The 20,210-nt window shown below is 66.1% G+C and carries 16 protein-coding genes and 1 riboswitch; of the genes, 9 read left to right on the plus strand and 7 right to left on the minus strand.

The genetic code is table 11. The annotated features are described in order from the left end of the window. Nucleotides 1-243: 243 nt before the first annotated feature. The 3 genes from HLA98_RS18810 to HLA98_RS18820 all read left to right on the plus strand — a co-directional run bounded on the left by HLA98_RS18810 (nt 244) and on the right by HLA98_RS18820 (nt 2,607). A complete protein-coding gene (locus tag HLA98_RS18810; protein ID WP_006383170.1) occupies nt 244-1,107 on the plus strand; it encodes a pirin family protein in 864 nt (287 codons plus the stop codon). Nucleotides 1,108-1,228: 121 nt separating this feature from the next. Continuing rightward, nucleotides 1,229-1,948, plus strand: coding sequence for an aquaporin Z (gene aqpZ, locus HLA98_RS18815; protein ID WP_032129854.1), 720 nt, complete (start codon nt 1,229-1,231; stop codon nt 1,946-1,948). A 197-nt stretch (nt 1,949-2,145) separates the two neighbouring features. Beyond that, on the plus strand, nt 2,146-2,607 hold the full coding sequence (locus HLA98_RS18820) for a hypothetical protein (RefSeq protein ID WP_049445134.1): 462 nt from the start codon (nt 2,146-2,148) through the stop codon (nt 2,605-2,607). A gap of 128 nt (nt 2,608-2,735) precedes the next feature. Here the strand turns inward: HLA98_RS18820 and HLA98_RS18825 are convergent, their stop codons facing one another. Beyond that, nucleotides 2,736-3,587 (minus strand): pirin family protein, encoded by an 852-nt coding sequence (locus HLA98_RS18825; protein WP_057499708.1) that lies wholly within the window; start codon nt 3,585-3,587, stop codon nt 2,736-2,738. Nucleotides 3,588-3,802: 215 nt separating this feature from the next. Here HLA98_RS18825 and HLA98_RS18830 point away from each other — a divergent pair, with 215 nt between their 5' ends. Next, complete coding sequence (locus HLA98_RS18830; protein WP_049445130.1) at nt 3,803-5,884, plus strand: carbon starvation CstA family protein; 2,082 nt, start codon at nt 3,803-3,805, stop codon at nt 5,882-5,884. Next, nucleotides 5,884-6,108, plus strand: a complete 225-nt coding sequence (locus HLA98_RS18835; RefSeq protein WP_005410613.1) for a YbdD/YjiX family protein — start codon at nt 5,884-5,886, stop codon at nt 6,106-6,108. The genes HLA98_RS18830 and HLA98_RS18835 overlap by 1 nt, the downstream gene beginning before the upstream one ends. Before the next feature lie 539 nt (nt 6,109-6,647). Here the strand turns inward: HLA98_RS18835 and HLA98_RS18840 are convergent. The 3 genes from HLA98_RS18840 to HLA98_RS18850 form a co-directional block, all read right to left on the minus strand. Next, entirely contained in the window at nt 6,648-7,916 is a 1,269-nt protein-coding gene (locus tag HLA98_RS18840; RefSeq protein ID WP_129550502.1) for a DUF819 family protein, read from the minus strand. Between the two features lie 104 nt (nt 7,917-8,020). Beyond that, nucleotides 8,021-9,307 (minus strand): sensor histidine kinase, encoded by a 1,287-nt coding sequence (locus tag HLA98_RS18845; protein WP_129550501.1) that lies wholly within the window; start codon nt 9,305-9,307, stop codon nt 8,021-8,023. Beyond that, the gene (locus HLA98_RS18850) at nt 9,294-10,007 is read right to left on the minus strand and encodes a response regulator transcription factor (RefSeq protein WP_049445487.1); all 714 of its coding nucleotides are present in this window, start codon (nt 10,005-10,007) and stop codon (nt 9,294-9,296) included. The genes HLA98_RS18845 and HLA98_RS18850 overlap by 14 nt, the downstream gene beginning before the upstream one ends. Nucleotides 10,008-10,110: 103 nt before the next feature. On the opposite strand from HLA98_RS18850, the gene HLA98_RS18855 reads away from it, so the two are divergent. The 4 genes from HLA98_RS18855 (at nt 10,111) to HLA98_RS18870 (ending at nt 16,919) form a co-directional block, all read left to right on the plus strand. Further along, a complete protein-coding gene (locus tag HLA98_RS18855) occupies nt 10,111-11,841 on the plus strand; it encodes an ArnT family glycosyltransferase (RefSeq protein ID WP_212757651.1) in 1,731 nt (576 codons plus the stop codon). Between the two features lie 111 nt (nt 11,842-11,952). Beyond that, complete coding sequence (locus HLA98_RS18860; protein WP_057501070.1) at nt 11,953-12,705, plus strand: phosphatase PAP2 family protein; 753 nt, start codon at nt 11,953-11,955, stop codon at nt 12,703-12,705. Then, the gene (locus HLA98_RS18865; RefSeq protein ID WP_057501071.1) at nt 12,702-14,351 is read left to right on the plus strand and encodes a phosphoethanolamine transferase; all 1,650 of its coding nucleotides are present in this window, start codon (nt 12,702-12,704) and stop codon (nt 14,349-14,351) included. The genes HLA98_RS18860 and HLA98_RS18865 overlap by 4 nt, the downstream gene beginning before the upstream one ends. 603 nt (nt 14,352-14,954) lie before the next feature. Further along, nucleotides 14,955-16,919 carry a M2 family metallopeptidase gene (locus HLA98_RS18870; RefSeq protein WP_057499861.1) on the plus strand — a complete coding sequence of 655 codons (1,965 nt, stop codon included), beginning with the start codon at nt 14,955-14,957 and terminating at the stop codon, nt 16,917-16,919. Between the two features lie 127 nt (nt 16,920-17,046). Here HLA98_RS18870 and HLA98_RS18875 read toward each other — a convergent pair whose 3' ends face one another. The 3 genes from HLA98_RS18875 to HLA98_RS18885 all read right to left on the minus strand — a co-directional run bounded on the left by HLA98_RS18875 (nt 17,047) and on the right by HLA98_RS18885 (nt 19,787). Then, on the minus strand, nt 17,047-17,439 hold the full coding sequence (locus HLA98_RS18875) for a hypothetical protein (RefSeq protein WP_014038106.1): 393 nt from the start codon (nt 17,437-17,439) through the stop codon (nt 17,047-17,049). 83 nt (nt 17,440-17,522) lie between these two features. Continuing rightward, nucleotides 17,523-18,419: a siderophore-interacting protein gene (locus tag HLA98_RS18880; RefSeq protein ID WP_057499862.1), complete on the minus strand. Its 897-nt coding sequence runs from the start codon at nt 18,417-18,419 to the stop codon at nt 17,523-17,525. 141 nt (nt 18,420-18,560) lie between these two features. Beyond that, nucleotides 18,561-19,787 (minus strand): multidrug effflux MFS transporter, encoded by a 1,227-nt coding sequence (locus tag HLA98_RS18885; protein WP_057499887.1) that lies wholly within the window; start codon nt 19,785-19,787, stop codon nt 18,561-18,563. Nucleotides 19,788-20,086: 299 nt separating this feature from the next. After that, nucleotides 20,087-20,189: riboswitch (glycine riboswitch) on the plus strand. The last annotated feature ends 21 nt before the right edge of the window (nt 20,190-20,210 follow it).

The raw sequence follows: 20,210 nt of genomic DNA on the forward strand, positions 1-20,210 counted from the left end.
GATGCCGCGGCCAAGCCCCCAAGGACGGGTTCACGGCGTCCCCCGCGAACCCACCCCGCCCGGCCAAGCGCGGCTTTTGCTTTACGCGGCCGAGCAGCCAGCCACGAGGGGCTGCGCCGTTGGCTGGAACCCCAGTCGAGCAAGCTCGACTCTACGGAACAACCTGTTACCCATACGGGGCATGTCCCCGTCACAGCTGCGTGCGATGCTGACCACCTGATCCCTGCCAGCGAGAACGCCCGCATGACCACCATCATCGCCCCGCGCGTACACGACATCGGCGGCCTCGAAGTCCGTCGCGCCGTCCCCACCCTGCAGGCGCGCAGCATCGGTTCGTTCGTGTTCGTCGACCAGATGGGCCCGGCACTCATGCACCCCGGCACCGCCATCGACGTGCGCCCGCATCCGCATATCGGCCTGGCGACGGTCACCTACCTGTGGTCGGGCGCCATCGGCCACCGCGACACGCTCGGCTCGGACCAGGTGATCCGCCCCGGTGACGTCAACTGGATGACCGCCGGCCGTGGCATCGCCCATTCCGAGCGCACGCCGCAACCGGACCGCGATCACGACAACCCGATCCATGGCATGCAGACCTGGGTGGCACTGCCGAAGTCGCATGAAGAAATCGAGCCGGCGTTCTACCACCATGCCGCGGCCACCCTGCCCGAGCAGCGCCGCAATGGTGTCTGGCTGCGGGTGATCGCCGGCCGCGCCTATGGCGAGGAATCGCCGGTGAAGGTGTTCGCCGACACCCTCAACGTAGCGATCGACCTCGACCCGGATGCGGAGATCGATATCGACAATGGCCACCGCGAGCGCGCGCTGTACATCCTCGAAGGCGAGGCGCAGCTGGATGGCGTGGATATTCCCGCCCAGCATCTGGTGATCCCCGAAGCCGGTGCGACAGGTCGCCTGCGTGCGAAGACGCCGGTGAAGGCGATGCTGTTCGGCGGCGAGCCGCTGGATGGCCCGCGTCATCTGTGGTGGAACTTCGTCTCCAGCTCGAAGGAGCGCATCGAGCAGGCCAAGCACGATTGGGAAGCCGGCCGCTTCGGCACCATCCCCGGCGACGACAAGGAGTTCATCCCGCTGCCGCAGTACTGAACATCGCGTGTTGCACACATCCGAAGGTGTATCCCTGCACCCGGCGTTGACACTACAGTCACCCGCTGATCACTGAAATGTGACATAAATCACACTTTAGACCGTCAAAGGAGTGCAACACATGAGCATGGGTAAACGCTTGTCGGCCGAGTTCCTCGGCACGTTCTGGCTGGTTCTGGGTGGCTGTGGCAGCGCGGTGCTGGCCGCCAAGTTCGGAGGTGACGGCAATCCGCTGGGTATCGGTTTCCTCGGCGTGGCGCTGGCCTTCGGCCTCACCGTGGTGACCGGCGCCTATGCGTTCGGCCATATCTCCGGCGCGCACTTCAACCCCGCGGTCAGTGTCGGCCTGTGGGCCGGCGGCCGTTTTCCGACCAAGGACCTGATCCCGTACATCATCGCCCAGGTCGCCGGCGGCCTGCTGGCCGGCTTCATTCTGCTGCAGATCGCCTCCGGCGCCAGTGGCTTCGCCATCGATGGCAGTCAGGCCGGTGCGTTCGCCAGCAACGGCTATGGCGCGCTGTCTCCTGGCGGCTACAGCGTGGCGGCCGCCTTCCTGTGCGAAGTGGTGCTGACGGCGGTGTTCCTGATCGTGATCATGGGCGCCACCCACGGCAAGGCACCGGCCGGCTTCGCGCCACTGGCGATCGGCCTGTCGCTGACCCTGATCCACCTGATCAGCATCCCGGTCACCAACACCTCGGTGAACCCCGCCCGCTCCACCGCCGTCGCGTTCTTCGCCGGCAGCGGCGCGGTCAGCCAGCTGTGGCTGTTCTGGGTCGCTCCCCTTCTGGGCGGCGCGATCGGCGGCATCATCTACAAGTGGATCGGCAACGACCGCTGAGGCCTGTGTGGACCCTTGCGGCCGACCATCGGCCGCAATGGTTACGCTTGTAACCGCAATTTGTGCGATCGCTCACGTTCCGTTAAGGTTGAGTTGACCGTCCGTGCACATGCCGGCCGGGGTGGCATCCGGGGATGGGATGCCAACGCCGCCCGCCCATCCGGCGGCGCCAAACGACACACCACCTTGGGGGATGCATGAAGTTCGCGCCTGTAGTGTTGTCGAGCCTGCTGTTCGTCGTGGCCCAGGCCGCGGCTGCACAGGCTCCCACCGAATGTCCTTCGCTGCCGGCCAGCAGTGGCCTGCAATGGCAGCAAGTGGTGCAGACGGACTTTCTGATCTGTCGCGCCAGTACCGGAGATGGCCGTGAGGTACTGAGCCTGATGCTCAGCGCACGTGACCCGTCCATTCCGTTGAACCGCTCGCTGCGCCAGGAAAAGGGCAGCTTCGGCGGTGAATCACTCTACTGGTACCAGCCCGACCTTGGTGGCCAGCAGCCGCCGGGCTATGCCGAACGCCGGATCAGCGTGGTCAAGCTCGACAAAGGGCGTTACGCGCAGATTTCGCTGTATCCGGACAGCCCGCAGGAACTGGGCTCGCTGCAGCAGCTGGCGCAGGGCATGAGCCTGACCCCGTCGGCCGTGGCAGCCGGGCGCTGAGCATGACGGGGATGACTGCCTGGCAGCATCCCCACAATACGGCCCGCTTACAAGGGGGTGCCGACCGCTGGCCGGCACCTCGATCCGCCGTGACCTCAAGCAATTACCAGCCAGCGGCCGGCATTCGCTCAGAACTTGCCTTCCTGGAAATCGACGAAGGCCTGCATCAGTTCCTGCCGCGTGTTCATCACGAACGGACCATGCCGCATCACCGGCTCGCGCAGCGGACGGCCGGCCACCAGGATCAACCGCGCGCCTTCGCTGCCGGCCGAGAGGTGCAGCTGTTCTCCGCCGCCCAGCACCGCCAGTTCCTGGCGTGCCACGTCACGCGCAGCGTCCTGCTCACCTACCGTCACCGCACCTTCGAACACATAGGCAAACGCGTTGTGCCCTTCCGGCAGCGCATAGGTCCAGGCGCGATCCGGCGCCAACGTGATGTCCAGGTAGAGCGGCTCGGTGGCCGGCTGCACGATCGGGCCGTCGGTACCGTCCACGCTGCCGGCGATCACCTTCACCTCCACGCCCGGCTCCGGGTGCACCACGGGGATGCGCTCCGGCGCGAACTCCTGGTACTTCGGATCGGTCATCTTCTCCTTCGCCGGCAGGTTCACCCACAGCTGGAAACCGCGCATCTGCCCGCTTTCCTGTTCGGGCATCTCCGAATGCACCAGGCCACGGCCAGCGGTCATCCACTGAACGCTGCCCGGGGTCAGCAGGCCTTCGTTGCCATGGTTGTCGCGATGCCGCATGCGCCCGTCGAGCATGTAGGTGACGGTCTCGAAACCACGGTGCGGATGCTCGGGAAAGCCTGCGATGTAGTCTTCGGCACGGTCGGTACCGAACTCATCAAGCAGCAGGAACGGATCCAGGTCCGGCAGCGTCGGGCCGCCGATGACGCGGGTCAGGCGCACGCCGGCACCGTCGGAGGTGGGCATGCCACGGATGGTGCGCAGTACGCGGACCGGTTCGGGAAAGCTCATGGCGACTCCTGTTGGATGGATGCCACTGAAGATGGACGCCACATGGCCGCACGCCAATGGACGGCGCCGCAACCGATTGTTCCATCCCTGATGTTCGCTGCACGTCAGCACGCCCTGCGTACGACCAAAGTACTACCGCCGATTCGTCCTGTGCCAATTGACCCTGCCGAGGGCACGCGGGACTCTTTGACTGTCTTTCCGGGAGAGAGCACCTCATGAAAGGGTTTTCCAAAATAGGCTGGGCGGTACTCGCCCTGCTCGGCGCCTTCTGTCTGGGCACCGTGGCCCTGCGCCGCGGCGAACACATCAATGCCCTGTGGATCGTCGTCGCCGCAGTTTCGCTGTACCTGGTGGCCTATCGCTTCTACAGCCTGTTCATCGCCAACAAGGTGATGCAGCTGGATCCAACCCGGGCCACCCCGGCGGTGATCAACAACGATGGCCTGGACTACGTGCCCACCAACAAGCACGTGCTGTTCGGCCATCACTTCGCCGCCATCGCCGGCGCCGGCCCGCTGGTCGGTCCGGTACTGGCCGCGCAGATGGGCTACCTGCCCGGCCTGTTGTGGCTGGTGGTGGGCGTGGTGCTGGCCGGTGCGGTGCAGGACTTCATGGTCCTGTTCCTGTCCAGCCGTCGCAACGGCCGCTCACTGGGTGACCTCGTCCGCGAGGAAATGGGCCAGGTGCCCGGCACCATCGCGCTGTTCGGTGCGTTCCTGATCATGATCATCATCCTGGCGGTGCTGGCGATGGTGGTGGTCAAGGCGCTGGCCGAAAGCCCGTGGGGCATGTTCACGGTGATCGCGACGATGCCCATCGCAATCCTGATGGGCGTGTACATGCGCTACATCCGCCCCGGCAAGATCGGCGAAATCTCGGTGGTTGGCCTGATCCTGCTGCTGGCCGCGATCTGGTACGGCGGCAAGGTCGCCGCCGATCCGGTCTGGGGCCCGGCCTTCACCTTCACCGGCACCCAGATCACCTGGATGCTGATCGGCTACGGCTTCGTCGCGTCGGTGCTGCCGGTGTGGCTGCTGCTGGCCCCGCGTGACTACCTGTCGACCTTTCTCAAGATCGGCACCATCATCGCGCTGGCCATCGGCATCCTGGTGGTGATGCCGGAACTGAAGATGCCGGCGTTGACCCAGTTCGCCGCCAGCGGTGACGGCCCGGTGTGGAAGGGCGGCATGTTCCCGTTCCTGTTCATCACCATCGCCTGCGGCGCGGTCTCCGGTTTCCATGCACTGATTTCCTCCGGCACCACTCCGAAGCTGCTGGCCAATGAAGCGCACATGCGTTACATCGGCTACGGCGGCATGCTGATGGAATCGTTCGTGGCGGTGATGGCACTGGTGGCGGCCTCGATCATCGATCCGGGCATCTACTTCGCGATGAACAGCCCGGCGGCGGTGATCGGCGCCGACGCCGCGTCGGCCGCGCACTACATCACCAACACCTGGGGCTTCACCATCACGCCTGAACAGCTGACCGCGACCGCGGCGGCGATTGGCGAGCCGACCATCCTGCATCGTGCAGGTGGCGCGCCAACACTGGCGGTGGGCATCGCGCAGATCCTGCACGAAGCGATTCCCAGTGGCAGCGACGCGATGATGGCGTTCTGGTACCACTTCGCGATCCTGTTCGAAGCATTGTTCATCCTCACGGCAGTGGACGCTGGCACCCGTGCCGGTCGCTTCATGCTGCAGGACCTGCTGGGCAACTTCGTGCCGGCCCTGAAGAAGACCGAATCGTGGACCGCCAACATCATCGGTACCGCCGGCTGCGTGGCGCTGTGGGGCTACCTGCTCTACACCGGCGTGGTCGATCCGTTCGGTGGCATCCAGACGCTGTGGCCGCTGTTCGGCATCTCCAACCAGATGCTGGCGGGTATCGCGCTGATGCTGGGCACGGTGGTGCTGTTCAAGATGAAGCGTGACCGCTATGCGTGGGTGACCGCAGTGCCGGCCGTGTGGCTGCTGATCTGCACCACCTACGCCGGCTTCATCAAGATCTTCGACAGCAACCCGGCGCAGGGCTTCCTGGCCCAGGCACACAAGTTCCAGGCCGCGCTCGCCAGCGACACGATCACCGCACCGGCCAAGTCGGTGGCGCAGATGAAGCAGATCGTGGTCAACGCCTACGTCAACACCGGTTTGACCGCGCTGTTCCTGCTGGTGGTGGGCGCAGTGCTGGTTTATTCGATCAAGACCATCCTGGCGGCCCGCCGCAATCCGCAGCGCACTGACCGTGAAACCCCGTACGTGGCACTGAAGCCGCATGAAATGGTGGATCTGTGATGAGCACGCAACTGGTTCCCGCTGGCCAGTACCAGGCGCACCGCCGCATCTGGCGGCGCCTGGTGCAGACCGCACGACTGTGCTGTGGCATTCCTGATTACGACAACTACGTTCGGCACATGCTGGAAAAGCATCCGGACCAGGAGCCGATGGACTACAAGACGTTCTTCCGCGAGCGCCAGGAAGCGCGCTACGGCGGACGCAATGGTGGTCGCTGCTGTTGAGGGTTGGGTGTGGGTGCCGGGCTTTCAGCCCGGCGCCCGCAGAAGCAACTGCAACGACAACGGCCGGAGCGTCGGCTCTGGTTTTCTGTTTGGTTGGCGGGGCGGCGTCGGATTGTGGGGACGCCGCAATCCGACACCGCCCCACCTTTGACAGATTTCCGGTGTCTGGTAGATCCACGCCATGCGTGGATGAATCTCCGTCGAAATCGAATATTTCGACAATTGAATGAACAGCATCCACGCATGGCGTGGATCTACGTGTCGAAGGTCGACACCCACCAAGAGCAGGCCATGCCATTCCGGCAGATCGCGGAACTCTGTCGAAGGCGGGGTGGGTCCGGTTGCGGGGGTGTCCGCGGCATGGATGCCGCGGCCAAGCCTACAGGGACGTATTTACGGCGTCCCCCGCAACCGGACCCACCTCGCCGTCCCACGGATAGCCCGCTATTGCTGTTGCTTCGGCTGTTGCCGTTGAGATTGCCGGCCAGCGGCCGGCACTAGCGCTTCGGCGGGTGCCGGGCGCAGCCCGGCTGCACCACTCAGCCGTTGGCCATCCATTTCAGGATCAGGCCAGTGACATAGGCCAGCCCCGTGCCGGTCGCATAGCCCACCGTGCCCAGCAGCACGCCCACCGGGGCCAGCGTCGGATGGAACGCCGCTGCCACCACAGGAGCCGAAGCGGCTGCGCCGATGTTGCCCTGCGAACCGATCGCGAAGAAGAACAGCGGCGCGCGCAGCAGCTTGGCCACCACCCACAGCACCAGCACATGCGTGGCCATCCAGATCGCGCCAAGCAGGAACAGCCACGGCCGATCCAGCAGCGACAGCAGGTTCATCTGCATGCCGATGCAGGCGATCAGGAAGTACAGGAACACCGTGCCCAGCCGCGACGCACCGGCCGCTTCCAGCCGGCGCGCACGGGTGAAGCTCAGGCCCAGGCCCATCGCGGTGGACAGCAGGATCACCCACACGAACTGGCTATCGAGACTGAACTGGCTGGCCCAGCTGACATTGGCCTTGAACCAGCCCGACAGCGGTGCGGCGATGGCGTGGGCCAGGCCGACGCCGCCCAGTGCCACGCCGACGATCACCATCAGGTCGGTCATGCTGGGAATGCGTGCGTTCTGTGCCTCGTAGGCGCTGATGCGTGCCTTCATCTCGTCGATGGCACGGGTATCGGCACCGTTGCGGGTATCGATCTGCTGCGCGCGGTTGGCCAGGAACAACAGGATCGCCATCCACAGGCTGGCGCAGGCTACATCGACCACCGCGAACTGGCCGAAGGTGGTCGCATCGGTGCCGAACACCTCGCGCATGGCAACCATGTTGGCACCGCCACCGATCCAGCTGCCGGCCAGCGCCGCCATCCCAGCCCAGGTATCACCGGCCACGGTTTCGGGGTGGATCAGCTTCATCAGCTGGAACGAGACGATGGCACCGAGCATGATGCCGGCGGTACCTGCACAGAACACGATCAGCAGTTTGGGGCCGAGCTTGGCAATGCCCTTGAGGTCGATCGACAGGGTCAGCAGGACCAGCGCGGCCGGCAGCAGCACGTCGCGTGCGACCGGGTTGTACAGCGAAGTGTTGTGGCCGTCGATGACACCGGCGGTGTTGTAGATGGCGGGAATGAAATAGCACAGCAGCAGCGCCGGCACCCAGGCGAAGATCTTCTTCAACAACGGGGTCGGGCCACTGGCAGCCCAGAAGATCAGGGCCAGGGTGGCGGCAATCAGGCCCAGTCCAACGATGTCGTTGCTATCAGGGCAGTAGTAGCGGGTTCGGTCGGCATGGGATCCTCTGTCGATCGAAAGAGCGGGAAAAAAAAGCGCCGCATAAAGCGGCGCAGGTCGAGATTAACACTGTCTTCACGCCGGGTCATGCCGCAGCGCGGAGCAGGTCGGGATGCCGGTCAGGCCGGGCGCGAGGCGCCAAAGTCCAGGGTGACGCGTGTCCCGCGCGGGTCGCAGGGCTGCAGCTGCAGGGTCCAGCCCAGGTGCTCGCACAGCCGCGCGATCAGGTCCAGACCGATACCGCCACCCCGATCAGCACGTTCACCGCGGGCCATGCGTGCGTGGATCGCCGCGATCTCCTCCGGGCTCATGCCATGCCCCGGGTCCTGCAGGGTCAGCACCGCCGACGAGCTCAGGCGCAACTCAATGTGGCCACGCCCACTGTTCTCGATGGCATTGCGCAGCAGGTTGCCGATCGCGGCCTGCACAACGGCCAGCGGCGCGACAATATCCACCGGGGCAGCCTGGATGCCGATGCTCAGGTCCTTGTCGCCCAGCAGGTGGCGATGGTCGTCGACGATCTCCGGCAGCAGCTGGTCCAGCGCGATGCGCTCGGCACGTGCGGCCAGGCGCGCCGGATCACGCGCCAGCACCAGCAGCAGTTCAATCAGCTGCTCCACGCTCTGCGCCGTGCGCAGCACCCGCTGCATCTGCTGGCGTGCACGATCGGGCAGGCCCGGTTGTTCCAGTGCCAGCTCGGCGGCACCGGTCATCACTGCGATCGGCGTGCGCAGTTCGTGGCTGGCGGTACTGATGAAGACCCGCTCGCGCTCGACGAACTGTTCGTTGCGGTCCAGGTAGTCGTTCAGCGCATCGGCGATGGTATGCAGCTCGGAGCTGCCGCGCGGGTCGACCTCGATGCGCTGGCCCTGCACCCCTGGTCGCAACCCGGCAATGTGCTGTGCCAGCAGGCTCAACGGGCGCACCATGCGTTCCATGCCGAACGACGCCATCAGCACGGTGACGAAGATCATGATCACCCCGGCCAGCATCACCCAGCGCGTGGCGAACTGTTCCAGGTCATGGAAGTCGGAAATGTCCAGCGCCAGCGCCACCCGCCCCATCGAACCGGTGTCACGCACCATCACCGCAGTCTGTCGCCCCTTGATCGGCACCCCGTCATGCAGCCCCGGGTGCAGCATGCGCACGCTTTCCGGCATGTTGCCTTCATCGAAGCGGAACAGGCTGAGCGTGTCCGAGTCCTGCCAGCGATAGTGGGGCTCGTGCTCGGTGTGCTCGACGATGCTGTCCAGTTCGGAATTGAGCAGCGCGCGCCAGGCAGCATGCTCCGCATGTTCATGCACGTAGTTGCCGACGCTGAACACCGCGACCGACAGCAGCGCCAGATAGCCCAGCAACCACCACACCACGCGCCGGTACAACGGCCCCGGCTTACTCGCCTTCATCATCATCCTTGCCGGCATCGCTGGGCGTGGTCACGGCCAAGCGGTAACCCACCCGCGGCAGGGTATGGATCAGTTTCTCGGCGAACGGTCCGTCCACACTGCGGCGCAGCTCGTAGACATGCGAACGCAGCAGGTCGCCATCCGGCGGCTCGTCGCCCCACAGAGCGAATTCCAGCTGCTGGCGGGTCACCGCGCCCGGGCTGGCACGCATCAATACTTCCAGCAGCTTGCGGCAGGCTGGGTACAGGTGCAGCACCTGGCCCTCACGCTGGGCCTCCAGCGTCGCCAGATCCAGCACCAGGTCGCCCACCTGCAGGCGCTTGCGCGGGTTGCGGCCCTGCGCACGCAGCAGCAGCGCTTCCAGCCGCACCTCCAGCTCGGGCAGCGCGAACGGCTTGGTCAGGTAGTCGTCGGCACCGGCGCGGAAGCCGGCGATCTTGTCCGGCAGCTCGTCACGTGCGGTCAGCATGATCACAGGCACTTCCGACGCATGTTCGGCGCGCAGCCGGCGCAGCACCTCCGGCCCCTCCATGCGCGGCAGCATCCAGTCCAGGATCACCGCATCGTAGGGGTGGCTGCCGGCCAGGTGCAGGCCGGTGATGCCATCCGGAGCCACGTCCAGCACATGCCCGCGCGACTCGAAATAGTCGAACAGGTTGGCCACCAGCTGGCGGTTGTCCTCGATCACCAACAGACGCATGCACGAAACATCCACGGAAGTTCGTACCATGGTAGCGCTGCCCATGTCGGAATGCGGTCGTCCCACCCCCTTCTGACGCTTTTCCCACCCCCGCCACCTCAGAATGGCCGTTTTGCTCCCGGAGCCTGCCGTGCCCGTAGCCCTGCCCCGCCGTTGGCGCCTGCCCCTGTTGTGGCTGCTGATCATTGCTGCATTGGCAGCGGGCATCGGCCTTCGGCAGCCGCAGCCGCCGGACGAGCCGCGCTTCGTGCTGGCCGCGCGGACCATGGTCGAGAGCGGGCAATGGCTGCTGCCTCACCGCGGCGTGGAGTTGTACGCGGAAAAGCCGCCGGTCTTCATGTGGCTGCAGGCCGCTGCCTACGAAATCGTCGGCAGCTGGCAGTGGTCGTTCCTGCTGCCGTCGTTGCTGGGCGCCCTGCTCAGTCTGTGGCTGATCTCGGATCTGGCTCGCCGGCTGTGGTCGCCCAGGCACTCCGTCTATGCCCTCGCAGCGCTGTTCTGCACCCTGCAGTTCGGGCTGATGGCCAAGCGCGCGCAGATCGACATGGTGCTGGTGGGAATGACCACCGTGGCCCTGTGGGGGCTGATGCGCCACCTGTGTGAACGCCGCAACCTGCCCGCGCTGTGGCTGGCCGGCTTCGCCGCAGGCGTTGGCACGGTGACCAAGGGCGTGGGTTTCCTGCCGCTGCTGATGGTGCTGCCCTGGTTCGGCTGGTGGCTGTACCAGCGCCGTCGCGGGCACCGTGTGGAGGGTCCGCACCCGGCAACGCTGCTGTGGCTGATTCCGGCGTTCCTGCTGGGCGTGGGCGTGTGGCTGGCACCGCTGGGCTGGGCCCTGCTGCATACACCCAGCGCCGAACTGCAGGCCTACGCGCATGAGCTGCTGTTCAAGCAGACCGGCACCCGCTACGCCAATGCCTGGCACCACCGGCAACCGGCCTGGTACTACCTGCAGGTGATCCTGACCCTGTGGCTGCCGGGCAGCCTGCTGCTGCCGATGCTGTTCAAGCCCTGGTGGCGCCGCATCCGTCGCGGCGATGGCCGCCAGTGGCTGCTGCTGGGCTGGGCGGTGCTGGTACTGGTGTTCTTCAGTGCCAGCCCGGGCAAGCGCGAGGTGTATCTGTTGCCGATGCTGCCGGCGATGGCGCTGGCCGTGGCCCCGCTGCTGCCCGGCCTCCTGCGCCGCCTGTGCGTGCGCCGCTACCTGTTCGGCTACAGCGTGGTGCTGATGCTGGCCACCGGCGTGCTCGGCGTGATGCTGATGACCGAGCACCCGTGGGCGTTGGCACAACTGGAACGCCGCGCCATGCCCGATACGTTGCTGCCGGTGCTGGGCGACGGCCTGCTGACCTTCGCCATCGCCCTGGCCACATTGATCGTGTGGCTGCGGGTACGCCGCGCCGCAACGCTGGTGCTGCTGACCCACGGCATGCTGTGGATGCTCTACGGTCTGGTGCTGATCCCGGCGCTGGATCCCTACGCATCGGCGTCGGCACTGATGCGCCGGGTAGGCGCGCGGATCGGTCCCGACGCCGAACTGGCCCTGGTGGCCTGGCGCGAGCAGAACCTGCTGCAGGCCGACCGGCCAGTGCGCGAATTCGGCTTCAAGCGCCCCTGGGCCGAGCAATGGCACGATGCCGGCCCGTGGCTGGCCGAAGCACCGGACAAGCGCTGGCTGCTGGTGCTGGATGATGCGATGAGCCCGTGCGTGGACCCGAGCAAAGTGATCGATATCGGTGTTGCCAACAGGAATCGTTGGCAACTGCTTCCCGGTACCGCATGGAACCCGGAGTGCCACGCCGAGCGGACAGGGTCGACCGCCGAAGAAGACTGAACGTTGACACGTGCCAGGCACACATTAACCCGGCACGAACGAGCGTCCGACCCTTCTCCGACATCCAGGTGACGAGCATGACTGCGGATTCCCGAACCGCCCTTTCCCAGCATGCCCGTCCGTCCCCTTGATTCGGTAGCGCCGCTTGCGACATCGCCACTGGCGTCACGATTTGCCGTAACTCACCTCTGGCTGCCTGTCGCAATCGGTCTGCCGTTGTTTACGCTGCTGATGGGTTTCGGCGGCGACCAATGGGTGGCCGATCATCTGTTCCGCCTGGAGGGTGGTCACTGGGCGCTGCAGGACGCTTGGATCACCCGCACGGTGGTGCACAAGGTCGGCAAGTGGCTGAGCACGGCTGCTGCGCTCGTGGCGATCCTGCTGTGCTTCCACCACTGGCGAAAGGGTCGCGATCGCACCCTGCGGTGGGCGCTGCTTTATGTCGTAATTGCCATGGCCCTGGGCACGGGTGTGATTTCCCTGCTGAAGTCGCTGGTGCCGATGGAATGCCCCTGGGATCTTCTGCGCTACGGCGGCCACCAGCCTTTCATCGGGCTCTTCACCCTGCGCCCAGCCGGCATGGCGCCACAGGCCTGCTTCCCGGCCGGGCATGCGAGCGCCGGCTACGCGTGGCTCTGTCTGTACTATTTCGCTCTGCTGTGGCGCCCGTCTTGGCGCTGGGTGGGGTTGTGGGTCGGCCTTGGTGCCGGCCTGGTATTCGGCATCAGCCAGCAGCTGCGGGGCGCGCATTTCCTTTCACATGACGTTGCGACCGCTTTGATCTGCTGGCTGCTTTCGCTGGGCCTGTATGTTCTGATCCGCCATCAGCTGGACCGTCCCCACCGCCAGGAGGCAAACGCATGAGTGCATCGGTCCAACGCCCCGCCCGTCTTCCCGCGTTGGCGAACCTTCGCCGCTGGCGGCCGCAGCTCTCCACCGAAGCACTGATCGCACTGACCAGCCTGTTCTTCGCGGTGGCCGGCAACGGCCTGTTCTGGCACAGCGCGATGGCCAGCCATCCGGGCAGCCTGCGCTACGCGCTCTCGCTGCTGCTGTTGCTGCTGGGTGCGCACGGCGTGCTGCTCGGCATCCTGGTCTGGCGCTGGAACGCCAAGGTGGTGATCAGCCTGCTGCTGCTGGTGACTGCATTCGCTGCGCACTACATGAGCCGCTACCACATCTACCTGGATGCGGACATGCTGCGCAACGTGCTGGCGACCGACCCCAAGGAAAGCCGCGAGCTGATGACCGTGTCGCTGCTGTGGCCGGTGCTGTTGCTGGCGGTGCTGCCGATGGTGGTGCTGTGGCGCGTGCAGGTGCGTCGTCGCAGCTGGGGACGCAGCCTGCTGTGGCGTCTCGGCTTCCTGGCGGTGGCTGCGGTGACCGCGCTCGGCGGTGCGCTGATCTCGTTCCAGGATGTCTCGGCGCTGATGCGCAACCAGCGCGAAGTACGCTACCTCGCGACCCCGGCCAACGTGCTGCTGGGCATGCCGCGTGCGCTGCGTGGCGACAATCCGGTGCAGCGCGCGCCGAAGCTGCCGATCGGTACCGACGCCAAGGCCACTCCGCGTGCACCTGCCAGCAAACCGCGCCTGCTGGTGATCGTCATGGGCGAGACCGTGCGCGCGCAGAACTGGGGGCTCAACGGTGGTCGCAACACTACCCCTGAACTGGCCCAGGCACCGGTGATCAACTTCCCCGACATGCATTCGTGCGGCACCAGCACCGAGGTTTCGCTGCCGTGCCTGTTCTCGCCATGGGGCCGCCACGACTACGACGAGAAGAAGATCCGCGCGCACCAGTCGCTGCTGCACGTATTGAACCGTGCCGGCATCGCACCGTTGTGGCGTGACAACCAGTCCGGCTGCAAGGGTGTGTGCGAAGGTCTGGACTTCCAGTCGCTGTCCGATGCGACCACCCCGGGCCTGTGCGCCGACGGCCGCTGCATGGACGAGATCCTGCTGCAGGACCTGGCCACCCAGGTGCGAGCCAGGCCCGGCGACCGCGTCGTGGTGCTGCACCAGCTGGGCAACCATGGCCCTGCGTATTTCGAGCGTTATCCGGCCGCCTTTGCCCGCTTCAAGCCAACCTGCGACACCCGTGACATCGGCCGCTGCTCGCGCGAAGAGATCACCAACAGTTACGACAACGCCGTGCTGTACACCGATCACTTCCTGAGCAAGACCATCGGCACGCTGCAGGGGATGCAGGACTACGATACAGCGATGATCTACCTGTCCGACCACGGCGAGTCGCTGGGCGAGAAGGGCCTGTTCCTGCACGGCGTGCCCTATGCCATCGCCCCGGCCGAGCAGACCCGGGTGCCGATGACGATGTGGTTCTCGCAGGGCTTCGCCAGCAGCCGCGGGCTGGACCTGCAGTGCGTGCGCAAGCGTTCGGCAGCCTATACCGACCATGACAACCTGTTCCCGTCGGTGCTGGGCCTGATGCAGGTGAAGACCTCGCTGTACGAGCGTGATCGCGACCTGTTCGCCAACTGCGAAGGTTGAGGGTTGTTCGGCAGGGCTTGCAGCCCTGCACCTGCAGAGGCAACGGCAACGGCCGAAGCAACAGCAACAGCGTGCATTCCGGGGGTTGGCGGGGTGGGTCCGGTGGCGGGAGACGCCGTAAACCCATCCTTGGGGGCTTGGCCGCGGCATCCATGCCGCGGACACTCCCGCCACCGGACCCACCCCGCCTTCGACAGTTTTCCGCGATCTGTTGGAACGACGTATTGCCCTGGTGGGTGTCGACCTTGGTCGACACAGTAGATCCACGCCATGCGTGGATGACTCATTCGATACCTGACAGATGTGTCGACCAAGGTCGACACCCACCAACAGCCGTAGAGACCTGTCAGAGGTGGGACGGTGTCGGAGTGCGGGGTGTCAGCCGCATGGATGCGGCTGCCAAGCCTACAAGGACGTACTTGCGGCGTCCCCGCACTCCGACACCGCCCCGCCAAACCGCGGAATCCCCGCTTTTGAAGTTGACGTTGCCGTTGCTTGAAGGCCTCTGCGGGTGCCGGGCGCCGCCCGGCCGACTTCCGCCACTTGCGGTGGCGGCGACGGCCCACTAGCCTTCGGCCGTCGTTCACCACCCAAGGACCGCCCGTGAAACACCGTCATCTCCTGCTGGCCTCGGCAATCGCCGTCGCCACGCTGGCCCTGGCCGCCTGCAAGAAGGAAGCTGCGCCAGGCACCGATACCGCCAGCAACAGCGCCCCGGCCGGCGAAACCGCCGACCAGTTCGTGGCCCGCATCAATGCCGAATTCAAGGCCGCCTACCCGGAGATGACCTCGGCGCAATGGCTGTCCTCCACCTACATCAACAGTGATTCCGAACGTATCGCAGCCAAAGCCAACGAACGCTCGTTGACCCAGCTCAACAGCTGGATCGAACAGGCCGCCAAGTTCGACGGCAAGCCGATGAGCGAGGACAGCAAGCGCGCGATCCACCTGCTGAAGCTGATGTCCTCGATGCCGGCACCGCGCGACCCGGCCAAGCTGGCCGAACTGACCCAGATCGCCACCCGCATGGAAGGCAGCTACGGCGCCGGCAAGTACTGTACCGACGCCAATGATCCCAACTCCTGCCGCCAGCTGGGCGAGCTGGAACAGGTACTGGCGCGCAGCCGCGATTACGACAAGCAGCTCGATGCCTGGCAGGGCTGGCACAGCACCACCAAGAGCATGCGCGGCGACTACCAGAAGTTCGTCGGCTTGGTGAACGAAGGCGCCAAGGGCATGGGCTTCACCGATGCCGGCCAGATGTGGCGCAGCGGCTACGACATGCCGCCGGAGCAGATCGGCCCGGAAACCGACCGCCTGTGGGAACAGGTCAAGCCGATGTACGAGCAGCTGCACTGCTACGCACGCGGCAAGCTGGACAAGACCTACGGCAAGGACAAGGCCGAAGTGGGCAACGGCCTGATCGCCGCGCACCTGCTGGGCAACATGTGGCAGCAGGACTGGTCGAATCTGTGGGACCAGCTGGAACCGTATCCGGGCGCCGGCAGCCTGGACATCACCGCGGCACTGGAAAAGCAGTACCAGACCAACCTGAGCGCGGCGCTGGCCAAGGCCGGCAAGGACGCCAACGTCGCCGCCCAGTACAAGGCGCAGCGCGAGGCCGAACTGCGTACCGCCAGGCAGATGACCGAACGCGCGCAGGACTTCTACGTGTCGCTGGGCATGCCGTCGCTTCCGCAGTCGTATTGGGAAAAAACCCAGTTCATCAAGCCTGACGACCGCGACGTGGTCTGCCACGCCAGCGCCTGGGACATGAACATGGAAGGCGACGTGCGCACCAAGATGTGCATCAAGCCGAACGAAGAGAACTTCACCACCATCTACCACGAGCTGGGCCACATCTATTACGACCTGGCCTACAACCCGCTGCCGCCGCTGTTCCAGGGGGGTGCCAACGATGGCTTCCATGAAGCGATCGGCGACACCATCGTGCTGGCGATGACGCCCAAGTACCTCAGCTCGATCGGCCTGGTCGATGCGCCGACCGAAAGCCGCGAGGCGGTCATCAACAACCAGATGCGCATGGCGCTGTCCGGTGTGTCGTTCCTGCCGTTCGGGCTGATGATCGACCGTTGGCGCTGGGGCGTGTTCGATGGCTCGATCACCGCCGACAACTACAACAAGGCGTGGTGGGACCTGAAGGCCAAGTACCAGGGCGTAGCGCCGGCCAGCACCCGTGGTGAAGAGTTCTTCGATCCGGGCGCGAAGTACCACGTGCCGGGCAACACCCCGTACACCCGCTACTTCCTGGCGCGCATCCTGCAGTTCCAGTTCTACAAGGGCCTGTGCGACGCGTCCGGCTACAAGGGCCCGCTGCATGAGTGCACCTTCTACGGCAACAAGGAAGCCGGCCAGAAGTACTGGGCGATGCTGAGCAAGGGTGCCAGCCAGCCGTGGCAGGCCACGCTGAAGGAGCTGACCGGCACCGACAAGCTCGATGCCGGCCCGATGATCGAGTACTTCACGCCGGTCAACGAGTGGCTGAAGCAGCAGAACGAAGGCCAGATGTGCGGCTGGCAGGCCAACGCGGCCCCGGCGGCGAAATGAGAAAAGGGGCGGGTCCGCGAGGATCCGCCCCTTCTCCTTGTTGTAGAGCCGAGCCATGCTCGGCTGCATTTCCACCGTGCTGCGTACGGCAAGCCGAGCATGGCTCGGCTCTACATATTGGGCACGATCAGCTGTTCTTCTTCGCCGCCATCGCCGCGGCCAGCTCGGCCTTGAACTCCTCGAAGGTCTGGCCCTTCTCCTTTGCTTCGGCCTGTGCGGCATCACGCAGTGCATCGGAGTACATCAGGCGCACCGGCGTGCCCTTGCGTTCGTGCAGCTCACCGGCCTGCATGATCAGCGCCAGCACCTGCGCAGCGCTCTCGCTGTGGCCCGCGATGCGGCCGTCCATGCCCAGCACCCATTCGCCGTCGCGGCGCACGACACCAGCCAGCAGGGTGCGCTGCGCGTCGCGCAGTTCGGCATGCGGTTCCACCGGCGAAGCCTGCGCAGCGGCCTTGTTGGCGGCCTGCTTTTCCTGGCGACGGCGCTGGTCGCGGCGGGTCTTGGAGCTGGTGGACATGGTGCGGTACCGCTGCGAAGGGGGGCGCAAGGATAGCGCACCCCGCCCGCAGCGCTGCTTCACGCGTGCTCGATCCAGTCCGGTCAGTCCAGCACCTTGCCCTGCCGCCAGTAGCCCATGAAGGTGATCGCGCGGCGGTCCAGCCCGCAATCGCGCACCAGGTGGCGGCGGATCGCCATCACCGCCCCCGCTTCGCCCGCCACCCAGGCATACAGCGGCCCGGCCACGCGGGTATCGGCCTGTTCCCAGAGGATCTGCGTATCGACGTCGATCTCCTCCAGCGCATCGCCGGCAGCCACGCCCGAGGCCGCTGCCAACCGCGCCTGGGCCGCCTGCAGCAACCGCTGCCCGTAGGCGGCCTGCCCGCGCGGCAGCCAGACCAGCTCGGCGCTGGAGGGCGCCTTCAGGTGCACCGCATCACCGGCCTGCGCCACCTCCAGCAGCGCCAGCGTGCGCGGTGGGTCGACCATGGCTGACAGTTCCTCAAGGATGCCGGCCACCGCAGGCAACGCGGTTTCATCGGCCACCAGCAGCACCTGGCCGACACCGGCCGGTGGCTTCCACTCCCAGCCCTCGCTGCTCCCGGCACAATCGGCGTCAGGGGCCAGCAGCACGACGCGGTCGCCCGGCCGCGCGTGGATGGCCCAGCGCGAGGCCGGCCCGGTCTCGCCATGCAGCACGAAATCGACGTCGACCTCGCCCTGCTCGGCCCGCAACTGGCGGATGGTGTAGGTACGCATCGGCGGGCGCTGATCATCCGGCAGGTCCCGGTAGCGCGGGTACCAGTCATCACCGCTGGGGACCTGCGGCACCTCCTGGCCGGGCAAGGGGAAGAACACCTTGATGCGCTGGTCCGGGCCTTCAGTCTTCATCCGCGCCACGTCGGCACCGGTGAACACCATGCGGTCCAGGGAAGGGGAAAGAACGCGGCGCTCCTTCAGCGCCACCTCGAACAGGCGGTAGGTCTGCTGCGCAGCCATGGGGGAACCTCATGCAACGGCATCGGATTGGCTGGCTGTCGTGCATCCACGCACCGGCTGGCTGGAGTGTCCAGCCTAGTCCGGTCGTTCCTCGTCGCAAGCGTTGCGGGCATTGCGGCCGGCCCTACCCCTGCGCGCTGCTCAATGGCCCGTGCAGGCCGCCTGCGCCGCGCGTTCACGCTGGTGTTCCCAGTACCAGAACACGAAGCCTGCGCCGAAGAACGCGGCCTGGCCCAGCGCCAGGTGCAGCGGGCTGGCGCTCAGCAGCGGCGACACCACGCCGGCCACCACCGTGCTGATCATCAGCTGGACGAAGGCCTGCAGCGACGAGGCCAGGCCGCGCTGGTGCGGGTACATGTCCAGCACCGCCAGCGCCAGGATCGGGAAGATCAGTGCCATGCCCATGCCGCCCAGGAAGATCGGCAGCACCGCCCACGGCAGCACGAACTGCGGCGACAGCGCCACATAGCCGACATTCAGCAGCACCGACAGCGCACACAGGCCGAAACCGATGGCGACCTGGCGCGTCGGCGTGGTGTGGCCGGCCATGCGCCCGGACAGGAACGAGCCGGTGGTCATGCCGCCGATGGTGGGAATGAACAGCCAGGCGAAGCCGCCCTCGCCCAGATGCAGGTGCTGCATCACGAATACCGGCGCCGAGGAGATGTACAGGAAGATGCCACCGAAGCCGATGCTGCCGGCCAGCGCCAGACGCAGGAAGCGCGGGTTGAAGCCGATGCGCACGTAATCACGCATCAGCGTGCGCGGCGACAACGGCACGCGTGCTTCGACCGGATGGGTCTCCGGCAGATAGCGCGCGGTGGCTGCGAGCAGGACCAGCGCGAACACCACCAGGAACCAGAAAATCAGCGGCCAGCCGGCGCCACTGAGCAGGATCCAGCCGCCAATGATCGGTGCGATCGCCGGGGCGATGCCAAACAGCATCGACACCTGGCTCATCAGGCGCTGTGCGTCGTGGCCGTGGTACAGGTCGCGGATCACCGCGCGGCCGACGATCATGCCGACACCTGCCGACAGGCCCTGCAGCGCACGGAACGCCAGCAGCGTGGTCAGATCGGTGGACAGCGCGCAGCCGACCGAAGCGCCGACGAACACCACCAGGCCACCGAGGATCACCCGCTTGCGGCCCCAGGCGTCGGACAGCGGACCGTGCGCCAGGCTCATCAGGCCGTAGAACAGCAGGTACACGCTGATGGTCTGCTGCACCGCCACCTCGTCCACCGCCAGGCGCTGGGCCAGCTGCGGGAACGCCGGGAAGATGGTGTCGATCGAGAACGGACCGAACATGGCCAGGCCAGCGAGCAGCAGGGCCATGCGACGGGTGGAAGGAGCAACAGCGGCGGTCATGGGGAAGGCGTCCGGCAGGGCCATGCGCGGCACGCACGGCGGGCGCCGGTCCCCTTCTGCAGGGACGGCGCCAGATGAATTCGGGTATCCGCCCATGATAGGTGGGGATTGCGCGCGATGCCATGCAGCACTGCACAAAACGCACGGCCGGGCCACCGTCCATTCAGGCGCGGCGGCCATGGCTGGAGGCGGCCGGCGGGCCCGCAACGGGCTATAATCAGCAGGCAACACGGTGGGAGAAGCGGAACACCGCTGCCGAAGGCGCAACGCCCGTAATCGCTCAGGCCCGATACCACCCGTAACAGAACTCTGGAGAGACCGGTTCGATCCGGCGCCGAAGGGGCACGAAGCTGCGGTCCGCCGCACTTTTAAACTCTCAGGCAAAAGGACAGAGGGGCGCCCCGCAGACCGCCGACCGGCGGC

This window comes from Stenotrophomonas africana (assembly GCF_013004645.1).
Classification (GTDB): Bacteria; Pseudomonadota; Gammaproteobacteria; order Xanthomonadales; family Xanthomonadaceae; genus Stenotrophomonas; species Stenotrophomonas africana.

Bases quoted from the DNA above. Each gene is read 5' to 3' on its own strand.
- HLA98_RS18810 (WP_006383170.1), top strand. From the start codon at position 244: ATGACCACCATCATCGCCCCGCGCGTACACGACATCGGCGGCCTCGAA.
- aqpZ (WP_032129854.1), top strand. From the start codon at position 1,229: ATGAGCATGGGTAAACGCTTGTCGGCCGAGTTCCTCGGCACGTTCTGG.
- HLA98_RS18820 (WP_049445134.1), top strand. From the start codon at position 2,146: ATGAAGTTCGCGCCTGTAGTGTTGTCGAGCCTGCTGTTCGTCGTGGCC.
- HLA98_RS18825 (WP_057499708.1), bottom strand. From the start codon at position 3,587: ATGAGCTTTCCCGAACCGGTCCGCGTACTGCGCACCATCCGTGGCATG.
- HLA98_RS18830 (WP_049445130.1), top strand. From the start codon at position 3,803: ATGAAAGGGTTTTCCAAAATAGGCTGGGCGGTACTCGCCCTGCTCGGC.
- HLA98_RS18835 (WP_005410613.1), top strand. From the start codon at position 5,884: ATGAGCACGCAACTGGTTCCCGCTGGCCAGTACCAGGCGCACCGCCGC.
- HLA98_RS18845 (WP_129550501.1), bottom strand. From the start codon at position 9,307: ATGAAGGCGAGTAAGCCGGGGCCGTTGTACCGGCGCGTGGTGTGGTGG.
- HLA98_RS18850 (WP_049445487.1), bottom strand. From the start codon at position 10,007: ATGCGTCTGTTGGTGATCGAGGACAACCGCCAGCTGGTGGCCAACCTG.
- HLA98_RS18855 (WP_212757651.1), top strand. From the start codon at position 10,111: ATGGCCGTTTTGCTCCCGGAGCCTGCCGTGCCCGTAGCCCTGCCCCGC.
- HLA98_RS18860 (WP_057501070.1), top strand. From the start codon at position 11,953: ATGCCCGTCCGTCCCCTTGATTCGGTAGCGCCGCTTGCGACATCGCCA.
- HLA98_RS18865 (WP_057501071.1), top strand. From the start codon at position 12,702: ATGAGTGCATCGGTCCAACGCCCCGCCCGTCTTCCCGCGTTGGCGAAC.
- HLA98_RS18875 (WP_014038106.1), bottom strand. From the start codon at position 17,439: ATGTCCACCAGCTCCAAGACCCGCCGCGACCAGCGCCGTCGCCAGGAA.
- HLA98_RS18880 (WP_057499862.1), bottom strand. From the start codon at position 18,419: ATGGCTGCGCAGCAGACCTACCGCCTGTTCGAGGTGGCGCTGAAGGAG.
- HLA98_RS18885 (WP_057499887.1), bottom strand. From the start codon at position 19,787: ATGACCGCCGCTGTTGCTCCTTCCACCCGTCGCATGGCCCTGCTGCTC.